We start from the raw sequence: 15,291 nt of genomic DNA, 5'->3' as shown, positions 1-15,291 counted from the left end.
CGGCGGCCCCCGCCGGTCGCGGTGTCATCGCTGTGCCGCGACCGCGAACGCTCAGGAACCCGTTCGAACGAACAGTGCGCGCCGGTGGAGCTGCGCTGCTGCGGACGCGGTGAACTCTTCGCCCTGAGCGACGTGGTGAGCGTCCGCGCCCCGCAGCCGGCGGCCACCCGGGGGCTCGTCAGTGCTGAACTGCCGGCCTCCATGCGGCAGGGCAGCGTACTGATCAACACCTCGCGCTACGCCGTCGTCGGCCAGGAGGCGCTGACCCGGGTGCTCAAGGAGGGCAGGGTCCACGCCGTCCCCGGTGTCACCGGTCCGGAAGTCCTGCCGCCGCGTCGCCCGCTGTGGGACTGCGACAACGCCCTGATCACCCCGCGTCCGGCGGGTTCGCAGGGCGACGAGTGGCGCCGGCCGGCCGATCCGGCGGCCGGCGGGGTCGCCCGGTGGGCCGCGGGTGGCTCCTTCGCCCACCCCGTGCCGTACGAAAGGCTGGAATTCCTCGCATGAACTCTCCGCCGACCGCGTCGCCCGCCTCCCTGCCCGCCCCTTCGCACGGGCTGCCGGGCGCCGGGACCTGTGCGCTCCGACTACCCCGCGAGAACCGGCTGTTGAGCCCGCACACCGGCTTGACCCGGGCGCACTGGGAGGCGGCGGCCGACGGTCTCCTCGACGCCGCCTGGAAGTGGGCCACCCCCGGCCGCGCCCTGCTCGACCTGCCGGGGCGGCCGTCCGTATCGGGGGTACGCTCCGACGGCCTCGAAGGGTACGCGCGCACGTTCATCGCCGCCGCGTTCCGTGTGGCCGGGGCCGGTGGCGATGACCCGCACGACTGGCTCGGCCGGTACGCGGACGGGCTGGCGGCCGGCACCCTGACACCGGGCCGGGACGACATCGAGTCGTGGCCGCTCATCCAGGACCACACCGTGTTCGGCCAGCCGATGGTCGAGTCCGCTTCCGTCGCTCTCGGACTGCGGCTGACCCGTCCCTGGCTGTGGGACCGGCTGGACGCCGGGGTGCAGGACCGCACCGAGGCATGGCTGCGGGATGCCCTGGACCATACGCCGGCCCCCAACAACTGGTACCTGTTCCCGTACACGGTGGCCGCCTTCCTGGAGTCGGTCGGGCGCGGCGACACCCGGACGGCCCGTGCCAGGGAGCGGGCCCTGGACCTGATGGAGGGCTGGTACCGGGGACAGGGCTGGTACTCCGACGGCGACGGCCGGGCCTTCGACCACTACAACGGCTGGGCGCTGCACCTCTATCCGGTGCTGGACGCGTACCTGTCCGGCGACGCGGAGCTCTCCGCACGGTACGGCACCCGGCTCGGGGAGCATCTGGAGGGCTTCTCACTGCTGTTCGGGTCGGACGGCGCCCCGCTCCACTTCGGCCGCTCGCTGACGTACCGCTTCGCCGCGGGGTCCGCGGTGGCGCTGGGCGCGGTCACCGGGCACACCCCGCTGACGCCCGGCACCTCACGCCGGCTGATCAGCGGGGCACTCAGGTACTTCCTCGACCGGGGCGCCACCGGTCCGGACGGGCTGCTCAGTACCGGCTGGCACGGACCGCACGAAGCGACGCTCCAGCCCTACTCGGGCCCCGCCTCCCCCTACTGGGCGTCCAAGGCGTTCGTCTCGCTGCTGGCCCCGGCGGACCACCCGCTGTGGACCGCGACCGAGGAGGCCGCACCGAGCGAGGGCCCCGACCGGGTGCTGGCGCTCCCGGCGCCCGGTCTGCTGGTGCAGTCCACCCGGGCGGACGGCATCGTACGGCTGCACAACCACGGCAGCGATCACCTCCGGCCGCACGAAGGGGAGGCGGGGGCGGCCGACGATCCCCTCTACCACCGGCACTCCTACTCCACGGTGACCGGTCCCACGGCCAGGGAGAACGCCCCGGACAACCATCTGGCGGTGGTCGTCGCGGGCGCCCGCAGCAGCCGCCGCGCCATCCGGCCGCTCGGCGCGGGCCACGGCGACGGGTGGGGCTGGGCGGCATCCTGGCACCGCCCCGTCTTCGCCTCGGGCGCCCCGATGGTCCCGGGGCTGCGGGTGGAGAGCGTCACCGTGGTGCACGGCAGGTACGAGCTCCGGGTGCACCGGGTGCTCGGCGCCCCGCCGGGAGCCCGGGTGGAACACACCGGCTGGGCGACCGGCACGGACGGCGCGGTGCGCTCCGGGCTGCTCGGGGTGTACGGCTGGGAGGCCCAGGACGTGGTACGGGCCCCGCAGGGCACGGCGTTCACCCGGTGGGCGGTCGTCCCCCGGCTGACCGCCGGGACGGGGAGGGCGGCCCCGGAGGGTGCCGGGGCCGGTGGCGCGACCGTCCTGGTGGCGCTGGCCACCCTGACCGCCGAGCCGGACACCGCCCCGCTCACCGCGGCGCTGTCCCGGGTGAGTGTGGAGGGCGGCGCGGTGGAGGCCGTCTGGGCCGGCGACGGATCGTCGACCCGGATCGCGTTCGAGCCGGTGACGGTCCGCCACGACCGCGGCAAGCAAGGGGAGGCAGAGGCCCAGTAGACCCCGGCCCTCATACGTACTCCCCTCGCGCACGGTGACGGCCCCTCCCCTCCGCCGTACCCGGCCGCGTCCGGCAGCGGCGCCGGGCGGTACGGCGGAGGGGAGGGGGACGATATACGCGTCGCGCAGGTGGTGATCGGACAGCTCGTGCCGATCCCGTGACCGGCCGGCGGACCGGACGCTATCCACTGAGTGCCTGGATCCCCACGACGGCGAGGAGCGCGAGACGTTCGGCGTCCTGAGTACCGGGCCCGGCGGTGTAGACCATGATCCGCACGTCGCTGCCGGTGACGCTGAGCACGTCGCAGTCCAGCGTGAGCGCGCCGACATGCGGATGGTCGATGGTCTTGCGTGCGGACTCGTGCGGGCCGACCGCACCGGATTCCCACAGTTCCGCGAACGTGGCGCTTTTGGAACGCAGCTGGGAGACAAGGTGCTGCAGGCTCTCATCTGCGGGATAGCGGCTCGCCGTTCTGCGCAGATCGGCGGCCTGCTGGGCCCGGAGTGCGCCACGGGATTCGGGCGTGTGCCGTACGCGGCTCCCCGCTCCGAGGAAGTTGCGCCACACCGCGTTGAGGTCGTCGCCGTGCCATTGCCCCATCAGCGCCGTGTAGAGGGGGTTGGCGAGCAGCTGGGTCCAGGCGGCGTCGAAGACCGCGACGGGAGTGCCGGTGAGCCGGTCCAGCATCCGCTGGATACCCGGCGTGATGTACGCCGGGACCGTGTCCGGGCCCGGGGAGGCGAGTCCGGCGAGGTGGAAGAGGTGGGCGCGTGCGTCCGCTGAGAGCCGCAGGGCGCGGGCGAGGGCTTCGACGACCTGGGCGGAGGGGTTGGCAGCCCGGCCCTGCTCCAGGCGGGTGACGTAGTCGACGGAGATCCCCGCCAGCTGGGCCAGTTCCTCTCGGCGCAGACCTGCGGCACGGCGGTGGCCGCCGGTGGGCAGCCCCACCGCACCGGGCGAGACCTGGTCGCGCCGGCGTCGCAGGGCCGCGCCGAGTTCTGTCGTTGCCATGCCGGACAGTGTGGCTTATCGGCAGGAAGGTGTGCCTGGTACTGGTAGTCCTATGAAGGCGGGTCTCCTGCCTGTTGTGCTGTTTTCGATCCATTGTGGAGGCATGACACGGCTCCACGGGAGCCTTACTCCGGCCACCCGCGCCGGACCACGAAAGGAACTCCCCGCCATGAGCAAGCTGGCTCTCGTCACCGGAGCGACCTCCGGTATCGGCAAGGCATTCGCCGAGCGTTTCGCCGCGGACGGATACGACCTGATCATCGTCGGCCGCCGCCGGGAACGGCTTGAGGAGTTCGTCTCCGGCCACCCCCGGATCACGGTGCGCGCGGTGACCGCGGACCTGTCGACCGAGGAGGGCATCAGCACCGTCGCCGCGTACTGCGCCGGCGAACCCCTGGACGTACTGGTCAACAATGCCGGTGTCTCCCACTACATGCCGCTGGCCGAACTGCCCGCCGAGAAGGCCCGGGAGCTGGTCAACGTCAAGGTCCTCGCCCCCACCCAGCTGATGCGCGCCGCTGTCGGCGGTATGCAGGAGCGCGGCAGGGGCTCGGTCATCAATGTGGCCGGCATGATCGCCTTCAGCGGGCCCGCGGACAGCTCCGTCATGCCGCGCCGTGCTGTCTACGCGGGCACCCTCGCCCACCTCGTGGCCATGTCCCAGACCCTCAGCGCCGAACTGGAGGGCACGGGCGTGCGGGTCCACGTGGTGTGTCCCGGCGTGGTGGCCACCGAGTTCCACTCCTCGCAGGGCCTCGATCTGAGCGCCGTGCCCCGCATGAGCGCCGAGGACCTCGTCACCGGCGCACTGCGCGGCCTGGAGCTCGGCGAGGTGGTCAGCGCCCCCGGCGTCGAGGACTATCAGCTCCTCGACAACGTCTTCCGGGCCGACCTCGCCGCCTTCGGCGGTCAGAGCCCCGAACTCGCCACCCGCTACCGGACCGGCTGACCACAGCGAGCGAACCGCCTCCGGGCCCCGGCCGGACACCGGGCCCCGAGCCGCTCCGCCGGTCTGCTCGCACCGGGCCTTCCCGCCGCCCCCGCTCGCGTCCGTCCCAGGCACGAGGGAGGCAGGCCGGTTCAGAGCCGGTGCACGACCCGGGCCAACAGCGGCAGGGCCGCGCCCAGTTGCGACCGTTCTCCGGCGGTGAGCTCCTCCTCGATGGCCCGGGTCAGCCGGCGCGCCCGCTCCCGCCGGGCCCCGTGCAGCCCCTCGACGCCCGCCGCGGTGAGTGACACGAGGACCCGGCGGCCGTCGTCCGGGTCCGGGGTGCGGACCACCAGACCGCGCTCCTGGAGGGCACTGACGATCGTGCACATCGACTGGGCGCGGATGCCCTCGGCATCGGCCAGCCGGCCGGGCGCAGCCGGCCCCTCACGGTCGAGCCGTACCAGCACGGAGGTCTGCGACAGCGTGAGTTCGCCGTCCGGCTGCACCTGTCTGAGTCTGCGGACCAGCGGGCCGAGGCAGGCCCGCAGGTCCGCCGCCATCCGCGCCGGGTCATCGTCGCTCTTCGCCATGGTCCTCAGCATAAACTGATGAGTTCAGGCTTATGGTATAGCTGAGACATGAGTGACTCACTTACCGCGGAAACCATCAGGCTCGCCGGGCACGACGGCGATGAGATCGAGGCGTACCTGGCCCGCCCGCAGGGCGGAGCCCCGCGCGGCGGCGTCGTGGTCATCCACCACATGCCCGGTTACGACCGGGGCAGCAAGGAGATCGTCCGCAGGTTCGCCGAGATGGGCTACGACGCGATCTGCCCGAATCTCTTCTTCCGTGACGCACCCGGCGCGGCTCCTGACGACGCGGCAGCCGCCAACCGCGCGGCCGGCGGGGTGCCGGACGACCGGCTCGCGGGTGATGTGGCCGGGGCTACGGCATATCTGCGCGCGCTGCCCACCTCCAACGGCAAGGTGGGCACGATCGGTTACTGCTCCGGCGGACGCCAGAGCGTGCTCGCCGCCTGCCGGATCGATCTCGACGCGGCGGTGGACTGCTACGGCGCGTTCGTCACCGGGACTCCACCCGAGGGCTTCCCGCTGCAGGTCAGCAACCTGGTCGGCGAGCTGCCCCGGCTGCGCGCCCCGCTGCTCGGCCTCTTCGGGGCCGAGGACAGCTTCCCGGGCCCCGACCAGGTCGCCGAGCTGGAGCAGATCCTCACCGACAACGGCAAGGACTTCGAGTTCCACACGTACGAGGGCGCCGGGCACGCGTTCTTCTCCACCGACCGGCCCTCGTACAACGTGGCTGCCGCCAACGACGGCTGGGAGCGGGTCGAGACCTTCTTCGCCAAGCACCTGGGGGCCTGAGAACATGTGCACCTATACGACGATCAAGGACACCGTGGACGGCAGCGCCAAGGGGCCCAACGGCTCCTGGTTCCACGTGTCGGACGTGACCGTGTACTTCGACCACCCGGTGCACGCCATGGCCGAGCACACCCTCAACATCGACTTCACCGACCCCTCGAAGGGGCCGTCGGCCCGCGTCGCCCTGGAGCTGTCGGCCGAGTCCGCCCGCACCCTGGTCGCCGCGATCCAGGAGGCGCTGGCGGCGGTTCCGCCCGCCCTCACCGTCTGACACCGCAGCCGGACGACCACCGGGTCACGGGGTCCGGCGCGCTCCCCGCTCGCGTACCGGGCCCGGCCCGTACGCGAGCGGGGCCGTGACCGCGTGCCCGGGTCAGTCCAGAGCGGCACCGGCCTGCCGGGAGCCGTCGCGCCTCCGGCCTGCCAGCCACCCCAGGAGCGCGCCGGCCGCGATCCCGAGGGTGTTGTTCGCCCAGTCGACCGGCTGGCAGGACCGTACCGGGTCGAGTGTCTGCAGCAGCTCGACCACCACCCACGCCGCCGATCCGGCGAGCGTCACGGCGACCGGCCGCCGCGAGACCAGCGCGCCCAGCAGTCCCATGGGTATCCACAGCACCACATTGACGGCGTTGTGCACGAAGCCGCCCGTGAGCGTACGGACCGAGTCACCGGCCAGGCATGCCCCGAGCCTTCCGCCCGCCCCACCGGCGATCTGATCGGGCAGCGTGATCCCCAGACATACCGCCACAGCAAGCAGCACACCCAGCGTCACCCGCCTCCGCCAGCGCGTTCTCCGCGCGAGCGGCCGGTACGCCACCACCGCGGCTGCGGCGAGGATCAGTGTGAGTGCCGCCATCACGGCACTGTGTGTGGAGGGGGCCATGAGCGAAACCTACGCCCCGTCTGACACATCGTGCCAGCCCTGCATGACATGACGTACGGCCGCACCGTGACCCGGCCTCAGGGCCCGGCTTCAGGGAAGAGAGAGCTCCGCGGCGCCGAGCGGTGCGAAGAACCCGGCCACGCGCTCCCCGGTGACCCCGGCGAGCTCCGCGGGCGACCAGCGCGGGTTCCGGTCCTTGTCGATGACCTGGGCCCGGATCCCCTCCGTGAAGTCCGGTGAGGTCAGTGCGGCACAGGAGACCCGGAACTCCTGCTCCAGGACCCGCTCCAGCGTGCCGAGTTCACGGGCCCGCCGGACTGCTGCCAGCGTGACCTTCACCGCGGTGGGCGATCTGCTGAGCAGAGTACCGGCGGTCTCCTTGGCATCCGGGACGCCGACGGCCGACAGCCGCTCGATGATCTCCTCGGCGGTGCGCGCCGCGTAACAGTGGTCGATCCACTCCCGCTGCGCGGCCAGCACCCCGGCCGGTGCCTGTGCCGTGTGTGCCCGCAGCGCATCGGCCACCGGCTGCCGGGCCAGGTCCGCGACGAGTCCGGGCAGCCGGTCCGACGGTACGAAATGGTCGGCGAGCCCGCACAGCAGGGCGTCGGCCGCGCCCACCGCGGTTCCGGTCAGGGCGAGATGCAGACCGAGTTCACCGGGCGCCCGCCCGAGCAGATGGGTGCCTCCGACGTCGGGGACGAATCCGATGGCCGTCTCGGGCATGGCCACCCTGGAGCGCTCGGTGACGACGCGGACACCGCCGTGAGCCGATACCCCGACCCCGCCCCCCATCACGATGCCGTCCATGAGGGCGATGTACGGCTTGGGGTAGCGGGCGATCCGGGCGTTCAGCCGGTACTCGTCCCGCCAGAACCCCTCCGATGCGGTCCCCCCGGCGCGCACGTCCTCGTAGATCATCCGGATGTCGCCGCCCGCGCAGAGGCCGCGGTCCCCCGCCCCCGTGAGGACGACGCTCTCGACCGCGGGGTCGTGCTCCCAGTCGGTGAGCGCCGCGTCGATGCGGTTCACCATGGCGCGGTTCAGCGCGTTCAGCGCCTTCGGCCGGTCGAGGGTGAGACGGCCGGTCCTGCCCTCGGTCCACGCCCGCACACAGTCGTCGCTCATCGCGGGTCCCCATGCCTGTCCTTGTACCGGTGGAGCGCCCGCACGATCACGACGGCCCCCGCCCGGGATCCGGTGGACCCGGAGGTCCCTGCAGGTCATCACGATGCCGTACGCGACCGGGGCGGCGGCCGCCGGGGGGCGGGCCGCCGTCCCGGCCCGGTGTCAGACCCCGGTCCCCGCGACCACCTCGCCGCCGACGACGACCAGCTCGGCCGTCGTCCCGGGGATGTCCTCCGGCAGGATCCGCAGGATGTCCCGGGACAGCACGGTGAAGTCGGCCAGCTTGCCGACGCTCAGCGAACCACGCTCGTTCTCAAGGAAGTTGGCGTAGGCGGAGCCCATGGTGTAGCCGTGGACCGCCGTCTCGACATCCACCGTCTCAGCCGGCTGCCAGGGCTCGCCGCCTCCGAGCGGGCGGCGGGTGACCGCGGTGTAGATGCCGGTCATCGGGTCCATCTCGGCGACGTTCCAGTCACTGGAGAAGGCCAGCACGGCGCCGGCCTCGTGCAGGCTGCGCATCGGCCAGGCCTTGTGCCAGCGGTCCGAGCCGATGTTCTCCGCCCAGTCCCGGCCCGGTCCGGCGATCTCGGGGGCGCAGTGCCTCGGCTGCATGCAGGCCACGACGCCGAGCTCCGCGAATCGCGCGGTGTCCTGCGGGTCGAGGCACTCGACGTGGACGACCTGATGGCGCGCGTCGCGCCTGCCGTTGACCGCGGCGGCGTGCTCGACGGCGTCCAGCACGGTGCGGATGCCCCGGTCGCCGGTGGCGTGCACGAAGCACTGGAAGCCCCGGGCGTCCAGCTTGGCCAGCAGCTCGGCGAACTCCTCCGCAGGGTAGAACGTGTCGCCGCGGTGCCTGCCGCAGCCGGTGTACGGCTCCAGCAGAGCGGCGGTGCGCGGCTCGACCACGTCGTCGATGTAGAGCTTGAGCGGGCCGACCCGCAGCCGGTCGTCGTCGAACCGTGCGGCCGTCGCGGCGAAGTCGTCCAGGTCCGCGTCGGTGGTGCCGCGCGGGTGGAAGAGCGCCGCGACGAGACGGGAGCGGAGCCGCCCCTCGGTGCGGGCGCGGGTGAACAGTTCGAGATCGTCCAGGGAGTTCTGCGGTTCGACCACGGTGGTGATCCCGAATCCGATGGCATCGTCCAGGCTCTTGACGAGCCGGCCGTACTGTCGGTCGGGAGCCGCCCACGGCACACCCAGTTCGCGCAGCGCCCGGTGTCCGGCGCGGGACAGCCCCCTGACCGCGAAGTCCTTGATGAATCCGGTGGGTTCGCCGGTGGCCGGGTCGGTCTCCGCGCGCCCGAACGGCAGCGAGGTCGACTCCCTGGTGACGCCGAGGCGCCGCAGCGCGGCCGTGTTCAGCCAGGCGGTGTGGACGTCGTAACTGAGGACGAAGGCCGGTGTGTCGCCGGTGACCCGGTCGAGGTCGGCCGCGTTCGGCATCCGGCCGTCCGGGATCGCGGAGTAGTCGAAAGCCTCGGCCTCGATCCACTCGGCGTCGGGATGTGCGGCGCTCCAGGCGGTGATCCGGTGGTGGATCTCGGTGAGCGTACGGGCTCCGGCGAGCTGGACACAGGCGTCGTCGGAGCCGAGGCGTACGTGGTTGTGCGCGTCGATGAAGCCCGGCAGCACCAGCCGGCCTGCGCCGTCGATGAGCAGGGTGTCCTCCCCCATCCAGACCGCCGCGTCCGCGTCGGCGCCGAGCCAGACGATACGGCCGTCGCGTACGGCGAGGGCCTCGGCGGCCGGGAGCCGCGGGTCGACGGTGTGGATGCGGGCGTTGTGCAGAACAAGATCGGCGGGGGCTGTGGTGCGGGTCATGAGGGAGTGACTCCTGGAGATGGCCGGGGCGGGGCGTAGTGCGGGTGGCGCGGCGAACGGCGGTGCCGGCGCCGGGCGCCGGGCGGGGCCTGGCGGCGCCCGGCAGGCGTGCCGGGCGGCGGCGGGCGGTGGCCTTCAACTGTCGGCGGGGGCGGCGACCAGCGCGCGGCGGGCGAGCACCCAGTAGACGAGTGCGGAGACGACCGAACCGAGCAGCGTGAGGTCGCCACCGCCGAGCGGGGCGACCAGCGGCCCGGTCCATAGCTCGGAGTCGCAGGTCAGCGCGGCGAAGGCCATACCGGCGGCGAGGGCTGTCATCCCTGCCGGGTGGAATCCGCCGCGGTACCAGTACGCGCCGCCGCGTCCGGCGTGCAGTGACCGGGTGTCGTAACGGCAGCGGCGTATCAGCATGTCCGCGAGGAACACCCCGCCCCACGGGGCGAAGACGATGATCAGCAGGGAGAGGAAGCTGAGCAGCGACTCGGTGAAGTCCACCAGGAACAGCGCCGCGAGTGAACCGAGCGCGGTCACGGCGACGCTGACGATGATCGCCCGCGCACGGCTCCAGGGGATTCCGAGCACCTGGAGGTTCAGGCTGGAGGAGTAGAGGGTCAGGATGGAGTTGGTGACCGAGCCGCCGAGCACGAGCAGCAGGAAGACCGGCCGGAACCAGCCGGGCAGCAGCTTCTCCACGCCCGCGACGGCGTCCGTCATGTCGGCCTGGGTGGCGGCCGCGACACCTGCGACGCCGAGCGCGAGGGACGAGATGAGGCCGCCGAGCGCGCCGCTCCAGGTGATGGAGCGCAGCGAGGTGTCACGGGGCAGGTAGCGGGTGTAGTCGGCGGGCATGGGCAGATACGAGAAGGGCCCCGCCAGCATCACGACGAAGGCGAGCGTCCAGCCGGAGAACCCGGCGCTCCCGCCGGAGGCGGCGCCCGTGTCGGCGCCGGGCAGCAGGAAGACCAGCAGCACACCGAACCCGGCGGCCAGCACGTACGCCATCCAGCGTTCGGCGAACTGCACGGTGGCGTGGCCCCACATGGCGACAGCGAACGTCACGGCCAGAGTGATCACGAGCGCGAGCGCCCTGGCGGTGTCACCTCCGCCGCGCAGGCCGAGGTCCGCGAGGAGCGCTTCGAGCGCGAGGGTGCCCACCACGGTGTTGACGATGGTGTAGCCGATGGAGACCACCCAGTTGAGCAGCCCCGCAGGGAAGTTCCCCAGCACCCCGAAGGAGGCCCGGGAGATCACCAGGGTCGCGGTGCCGGTGCGGATGCCGCTCAGTCCGGCGGCGCTGATGACGAAGAAGGTCAGCCCGCCGATCACGACGGTGGTGGTGGCCTGCCAGAAGGAGAGCCCGAAGCCGACGGCGAGGGCGCCGTTGATGACGTACGTGAAGGTCAGGTTGGAGCCGAACCAGAGCCAGAACAGGTCCTTGGCGCTGCCGTGCCGGTCCTCGTCGGGGATCGGGTCGATGCCGTGCGTCTCGACCTGGAAGACCTCGTCACTGCTGACCCCGGTGCCCCCGTGGGCCGGCGGCGCGGCGCCCGGCGGGCCGCTCCGGTCCGTGACGTCCGTCGGTTGTCGCGCCATGCGAGGCCTCCGTATTCCGCATCCATACTTTGAATGCCGTTCTAAGAGTTAGAACGGCATTCAAGATGCGCCCCGCACCGGCGGCACGTCAAGACCTCCGGCAGGACCGGGTTCCTCCCGGGGATAGGCTCGGCGGGGTCGGGAGCAGACCAGCGTGAGCGGGGCGGAAAGTGGCACATCGCAAGGACGGGCAGGTCGCACGGGACCGGATGCTCGAAGAAGCCATGACGGCCATCGCCGAGAACGGGCTCGCCGCGCTGACCATGTCCGCACTCGCCGAGCGCCTGGGAACCAGCGGCGGCCACATCCTGTACTACTTCGGCAGCAAGGACCGGTTGCTGCTCGAAGCGCTGCGCTGGAGCGAGGACGCCCTCACCGCGGAGCGCCGGGCCCTGCTCGCGGGCCGGACGGCCACGGCGGGCCGGCTCGACCGCTTCCTCCGGATGTACCTGCCCAAGGGCGCACGGGACCCGCGCTGGATGCTCTGGATCGAACTGTGGGCGCGCGCCGGGTCGAACGAACAGCTGCGGGCCGCCCAGGAGGAGCTGGACCGCGGCTGGCAGGAGGACCTCGAAGCGGTGCTGTCCGAGGGCGCGGCGCAGCAGCACTTCGCGATCGAAGACGTACCCGGCCGCGCCGGTGAACTGCTGGCCCTGCTGGACGGGTTGAGCACCCGGGTGGCGCTGGGCCAGCGGGGCGCGGACCGGCGGGCCGCCCTGGCGTCCGCCCGGTCGGCCGCTGCGCTGTTGCTCGGCGCCGCCGGTCCGCAGGACGTGCGCACACCCCGGCCGGGCCCCTGACCGCGCACCCCGGGTCCGCCGCCCGCCGCCGTCAGGCGGGAGCGAGCACGATCCAGGTCCTGCCCGGCCGCAGCGGCAGGGTCCGTCCCTGGTGGGTGTACGTCGTCCCGGCGTCCGCCGCGGGCCTGCTCCAGCGCACCGCGTACGAACGCCCGTCACGCAGCACCACGCCGGAACCGCTGCCGACCGTCCCGGAGAACGGGACGAACCCGGTACGGCTGTGGAAACGTGACTCCCTGACCTCCACCCGCTGGATGATCACGTTGTCGGCGGTCCAGGGGGATGCCGAGCCGTCCATGGCGACCCGGTACCTGGACGTGTCCCAGGTGAAGGTGAACCGGGCGGAGGGCATCGAGGACGAGGTGACGGTCACCGCGCTCCCGCCGCCCGGCACCCCGGCGGCGAAGCGCAGGCCGATGTCCCTGGCGGCCCCCGCGCCGTCGGCGAGCCCCTTCGTGTGCACGTACTCGTTGTGCGGGGCCGGCCGGTCAGGGGCACGGAAGAACGCGCCGGTGCCGGTCCTCATGATGATGGGCGAGCGCTTGAGCACCGGCAGCAGCCTGCTCTGGGCGCCGGAGAAGGCGAGCGCGGGCCTGTCGTACGCGGCGAGCAGCTGGAGGTCCGTCTCACGGGCGCTGCGGACGGGCCCGACCGTCGCGGGCAGATGACTGCTGTCGTATACGGCCATGAGCCGCGAGAGCCCGCCCTCGACCTCGATGGCGTACACCAGGTCCGCGTCGTTGAGCCCGGTCTGCGGCCGTGCGGCGCGGACGTTGTCCACCTTCACGGCGAGCACGCGTCCGGCCGCGCCCTTCTCCCCCGTGAGGACGGAACGGGTACTGCCGCCGGGCTTCTCCTGCGACGAGCAGCCCACGGCAAGACTCACGGCCAGGACTGCCGCCGCGCCCGCCCGGAGTGCTTTCGATCCGCCCATCCGCGCTCCTCACGTCCGTACCCGCCACAGCCCGCGACCGGAGGCCGGGCGCCGTCATCATGACCGTCATATCATTTCGTGACGGGCGATAACGGGACAGAATTGCCCATCGATCCCACGACCTCCCCCTCACGGCCCTGGGGCGGCCCCCACGGCAAAGACCTCCGGCCGGTGGAGCGGCGCCGCCCGCAACCGCTCCACCGGCCAGAGGGCCCTCACGTCTCACCCGGGCGTCATGGGTCAGAAGTTGAAGACCGAGCTCTCGGAGAGAGCAGCGTCCATCTGACAGGCATTGCCGTACGTGGCCCGCCAGGAGATCCGACGCCCCTGCCAGACGCCGTCGGCGGTGACCGTCACGGGAGCCCACAGGAAGGAACACTGAGGCTCGACCGGGCTGGTGGCGGTGGTGGTACCGATGAGGCTCAAGTCACCGTCCACAGCCTTGAGTTCGGCGCACGCCGCCGCACTGTCCGGGTGGGTTCCCTGCGGGCGGGGCGCGCAGTTCAGCGTGACGGCACGGACGACCGTCGACGCCGCCTCATCTCCGCGGCCGATAGTGAGCACCAGGGCCGTCGGCGCGTAGATGCTTGCCGTTCCGGCGTGGGCCGTACCGGCGATGCCCGTCACGCAGGCCGCCGCCGCCAGTGCCGCCGCGCCGAGGGTTCTGAGACTGTGCCGCATTTCGACTCTCCTGTCGAAGGGGGGATTGATTGCGGACAGGAGTCTGGCCGGTGCGGAGAGTTGCTGCACGCGGTCGATCGATTTTCGGACGCAGGCGTCCGCTCACCGCAACAGGATGAGCGATTCAGGCAGTTCAGGACCCCCGCAGACCCCGGGAAGACCATGTCCAGCATGTGGACGAACTAAATTGGTCTCATGATAAACTGCACGCTGACCAGCGGTGATGAGATTCTGGTTCGTATTTCAAGCGCACACTTTCGGCGCGAAACACCTGCGTTTTTGGGTGCTGCGCGACGTCTGCCGGTGGTCACTCCTCGTCCGACAGCGCGCAGAAGCGGTCATCCCACGGTCAGAATCGCGTTGCCGCGTACCTGTCGGTTGCGGAGTTCGGCAATGACATCGGCGGTGCGCGACCAGTCCCGGACCGTGCCGATCTCCGGGTGCAGTCGCCCCGCGGAGACCAGCCGGACCAGCGTGGCGAGGTCGTCCCCGTACGAGGCGTCGGACAAGGTGTAGTCGAAATGCGCGATCCTGGCCTGCCGGGGGCCCTTGAAGAAGTCGAAGAAGTCGAGAGTGACCGGGGCCCCGCCGGCCTGACCGAACCACACCAGCAGCCCGCCCGGGGCGAGTCGGGTCAGGGCGGTCCGCAGCGAGGTCCCGCCGACGGATTCCAGCACCACGTCGTACGGGCCCGTGGCCTGCTCGACGGACGTCACCAGCTCGACCGCCCCGAGTTCCAGCAGCCGCGCGCCGCGTTCCGCGCTCGCGCTGACCGCAGTCACCGCCGCACCGGAGGACGCCGCGAGCTCCGTCACGTAATGGCCGACTCCCCCGCTCGCGCCGGTGAGCAGCAGGCGCCGGCCGGCGACGGGACCCGCCGCCCGCAGCAGGCGCAGAGCGGTGATCCCGGCCAGCGGGAGCGCCGCGGCGGTCACCACGTCGATGGAGTCCGGCAGTTCGGCGGTGTGCGTGGTGGGCACGGCGACCCGCTCGGCCCAGCCGGAGGCGGGCGGGTGGGCGACCACGCGGGCACCGACGGCGGGCCCCGTCCCGTCGGCGGCGGCCCGGATCACCGTCCCCGCGACGTCCTTGCCCGGCCTCCACCCCGGCCAGGGGCGGTCGAGCCGCCCGTCGAGCTGGAACGTCTCACCGCGGTTGACGGAGTAGGCCTCGACAGCCAGCACCAACTCGTCGTCGTGGGGCTCGGGTTCGGGAGTATCACCGAGGACGACCGGGGCTTCGGGGACGTCGGGGGCGCGAACAGCGGTCGGCGATACGGGCAGCAGGGCCTTCATGGCGGTGGGTTCCTTCCGGCGGAGGATTCGGCGACCAGTCAGCCGGCCGCTGGGTCGGGGCCCGAGTCGGGCCAGGGGTGGGCACGCACGGGGCAGCACGCAGGCGACACGGCGCAGGCGGCAGGGAACGCGGCAGGGGACAAGGGGCAGAGTTCAGGCGAAGACGGCCTGGTGGGCGTGGAGGGTGGTGGGGTGCTCCTCGATGTTCATGCCCGAATCCCGTTCCTGCTGTCCGTGGCGTCTGTCTCCCGATGCCCGAACTGTAGGAAGGAGCGGCCCCCCGAGGGAAAGACCTGTCTTCGATCAGCTCAGATC

15 protein-coding genes are annotated in these 15,291 nt (G+C 72.1%); 6 read left to right on the top strand and 9 right to left on the bottom strand.

What is annotated here, in order from left to right:
* The first annotated feature begins 21 nt into the window (after nt 1-21).
* Nucleotides 22-507, top strand: a complete 486-nt coding sequence (locus OG917_RS29265) for an NAD(P)-dependent oxidoreductase (RefSeq protein ID WP_443059034.1) — start codon at nt 22-24, stop codon at nt 505-507.
* Entirely contained in the window at nt 504-2,516 is a 2,013-nt protein-coding gene (locus OG917_RS29260; protein WP_328321257.1) for a DUF2264 domain-containing protein, read from the top strand. The genes OG917_RS29265 and OG917_RS29260 overlap by 4 nt, the downstream gene beginning before the upstream one ends.
* A 181-nt stretch (nt 2,517-2,697) precedes the next feature.
* Here OG917_RS29260 and OG917_RS29255 read toward each other — a convergent pair whose 3' ends face one another.
* Nucleotides 2,698-3,528, bottom strand: a complete 831-nt coding sequence (locus tag OG917_RS29255) for a helix-turn-helix transcriptional regulator (protein WP_328321256.1) — start codon at nt 3,526-3,528, stop codon at nt 2,698-2,700.
* Nucleotides 3,529-3,697: 169 nt separating this feature from the next.
* Between OG917_RS29255 and OG917_RS29250 the strand changes: the two genes are divergently transcribed.
* Nucleotides 3,698-4,477 carry an SDR family NAD(P)-dependent oxidoreductase gene (locus OG917_RS29250; RefSeq protein WP_328321254.1) on the top strand — a complete coding sequence of 260 codons (780 nt, stop codon included), beginning with the start codon at nt 3,698-3,700 and terminating at the stop codon, nt 4,475-4,477.
* A 131-nt stretch (nt 4,478-4,608) separates the two neighbouring features.
* On the opposite strand, the gene OG917_RS29245 is transcribed toward OG917_RS29250, so the two are convergent.
* Nucleotides 4,609-5,049: a MarR family winged helix-turn-helix transcriptional regulator gene (locus OG917_RS29245; protein ID WP_328321252.1), complete on the bottom strand. Its 441-nt coding sequence runs from the start codon at nt 5,047-5,049 to the stop codon at nt 4,609-4,611.
* Between the two features lie 48 nt (nt 5,050-5,097).
* Here OG917_RS29245 and OG917_RS29240 point away from each other — a divergent pair, with 48 nt between their 5' ends.
* Together OG917_RS29240 and OG917_RS29235 are read left to right on the top strand one after the other, a co-directional pair.
* Nucleotides 5,098-5,841 carry a dienelactone hydrolase family protein gene (locus OG917_RS29240; protein ID WP_328321251.1) on the top strand — a complete coding sequence of 248 codons (744 nt, stop codon included), beginning with the start codon at nt 5,098-5,100 and terminating at the stop codon, nt 5,839-5,841.
* A 4-nt stretch (nt 5,842-5,845) separates the two neighbouring features.
* Nucleotides 5,846-6,112, top strand: a complete 267-nt coding sequence (locus OG917_RS29235; protein WP_328321248.1) for a DUF6295 family protein — start codon at nt 5,846-5,848, stop codon at nt 6,110-6,112.
* Between the two features lie 102 nt (nt 6,113-6,214).
* On the opposite strand, the gene OG917_RS29230 is transcribed toward OG917_RS29235, so the two are convergent.
* From OG917_RS29230 to OG917_RS29215, 4 genes are all read right to left on the bottom strand, one after another.
* On the bottom strand, nt 6,215-6,697 hold the full coding sequence (locus OG917_RS29230; protein WP_328321246.1) for a VanZ family protein: 483 nt from the start codon (nt 6,695-6,697) through the stop codon (nt 6,215-6,217).
* A 117-nt stretch (nt 6,698-6,814) separates the two neighbouring features.
* The gene (locus OG917_RS29225) at nt 6,815-7,852 is read right to left on the bottom strand and encodes an enoyl-CoA hydratase/isomerase family protein (RefSeq protein ID WP_328321244.1); all 1,038 of its coding nucleotides are present in this window, start codon (nt 7,850-7,852) and stop codon (nt 6,815-6,817) included.
* 162 nt (nt 7,853-8,014) lie between these two features.
* A complete protein-coding gene (locus OG917_RS29220; protein WP_328321242.1) occupies nt 8,015-9,673 on the bottom strand; it encodes an amidohydrolase in 1,659 nt (552 codons plus the stop codon).
* Between the two features lie 135 nt (nt 9,674-9,808).
* Complete coding sequence (locus OG917_RS29215; RefSeq protein WP_328321240.1) at nt 9,809-11,266, bottom strand: purine-cytosine permease family protein; 1,458 nt, start codon at nt 11,264-11,266, stop codon at nt 9,809-9,811.
* 209 nt (nt 11,267-11,475) lie between these two features.
* On the opposite strand from OG917_RS29215, the gene OG917_RS29210 reads away from it, so the two are divergent.
* Complete coding sequence (locus OG917_RS29210) at nt 11,476-12,066, top strand: TetR/AcrR family transcriptional regulator (RefSeq protein ID WP_443059109.1); 591 nt, start codon at nt 11,476-11,478, stop codon at nt 12,064-12,066.
* A gap of 31 nt (nt 12,067-12,097) precedes the next feature.
* Here the strand turns inward: OG917_RS29210 and OG917_RS29205 are convergent, their stop codons facing one another.
* The 3 genes from OG917_RS29205 to OG917_RS29195 form a co-directional block, all read right to left on the bottom strand.
* Nucleotides 12,098-13,000 (bottom strand): DUF3048 domain-containing protein, encoded by a 903-nt coding sequence (locus OG917_RS29205; protein ID WP_328321236.1) that lies wholly within the window; start codon nt 12,998-13,000, stop codon nt 12,098-12,100.
* Nucleotides 13,001-13,240: 240 nt separating this feature from the next.
* On the bottom strand, nt 13,241-13,681 hold the full coding sequence (locus OG917_RS29200) for a subtilase-type protease inhibitor (protein ID WP_328321234.1): 441 nt from the start codon (nt 13,679-13,681) through the stop codon (nt 13,241-13,243).
* Between the two features lie 338 nt (nt 13,682-14,019).
* Nucleotides 14,020-14,976, bottom strand: coding sequence for a zinc-binding dehydrogenase (locus OG917_RS29195; protein WP_328321232.1), 957 nt, complete (start codon nt 14,974-14,976; stop codon nt 14,020-14,022).
* Between the last annotated feature and the right edge of the window lie 315 nt (nt 14,977-15,291).

Origin of the sequence: Streptomyces sp. NBC_00388, from assembly GCF_036061255.1 — a bacterium.
GTDB lineage: Bacteria > Actinomycetota > Actinomycetes > Streptomycetales > Streptomycetaceae > Streptomyces.
This window is presented reverse-complemented; position numbering and strand designations above follow the sequence as displayed.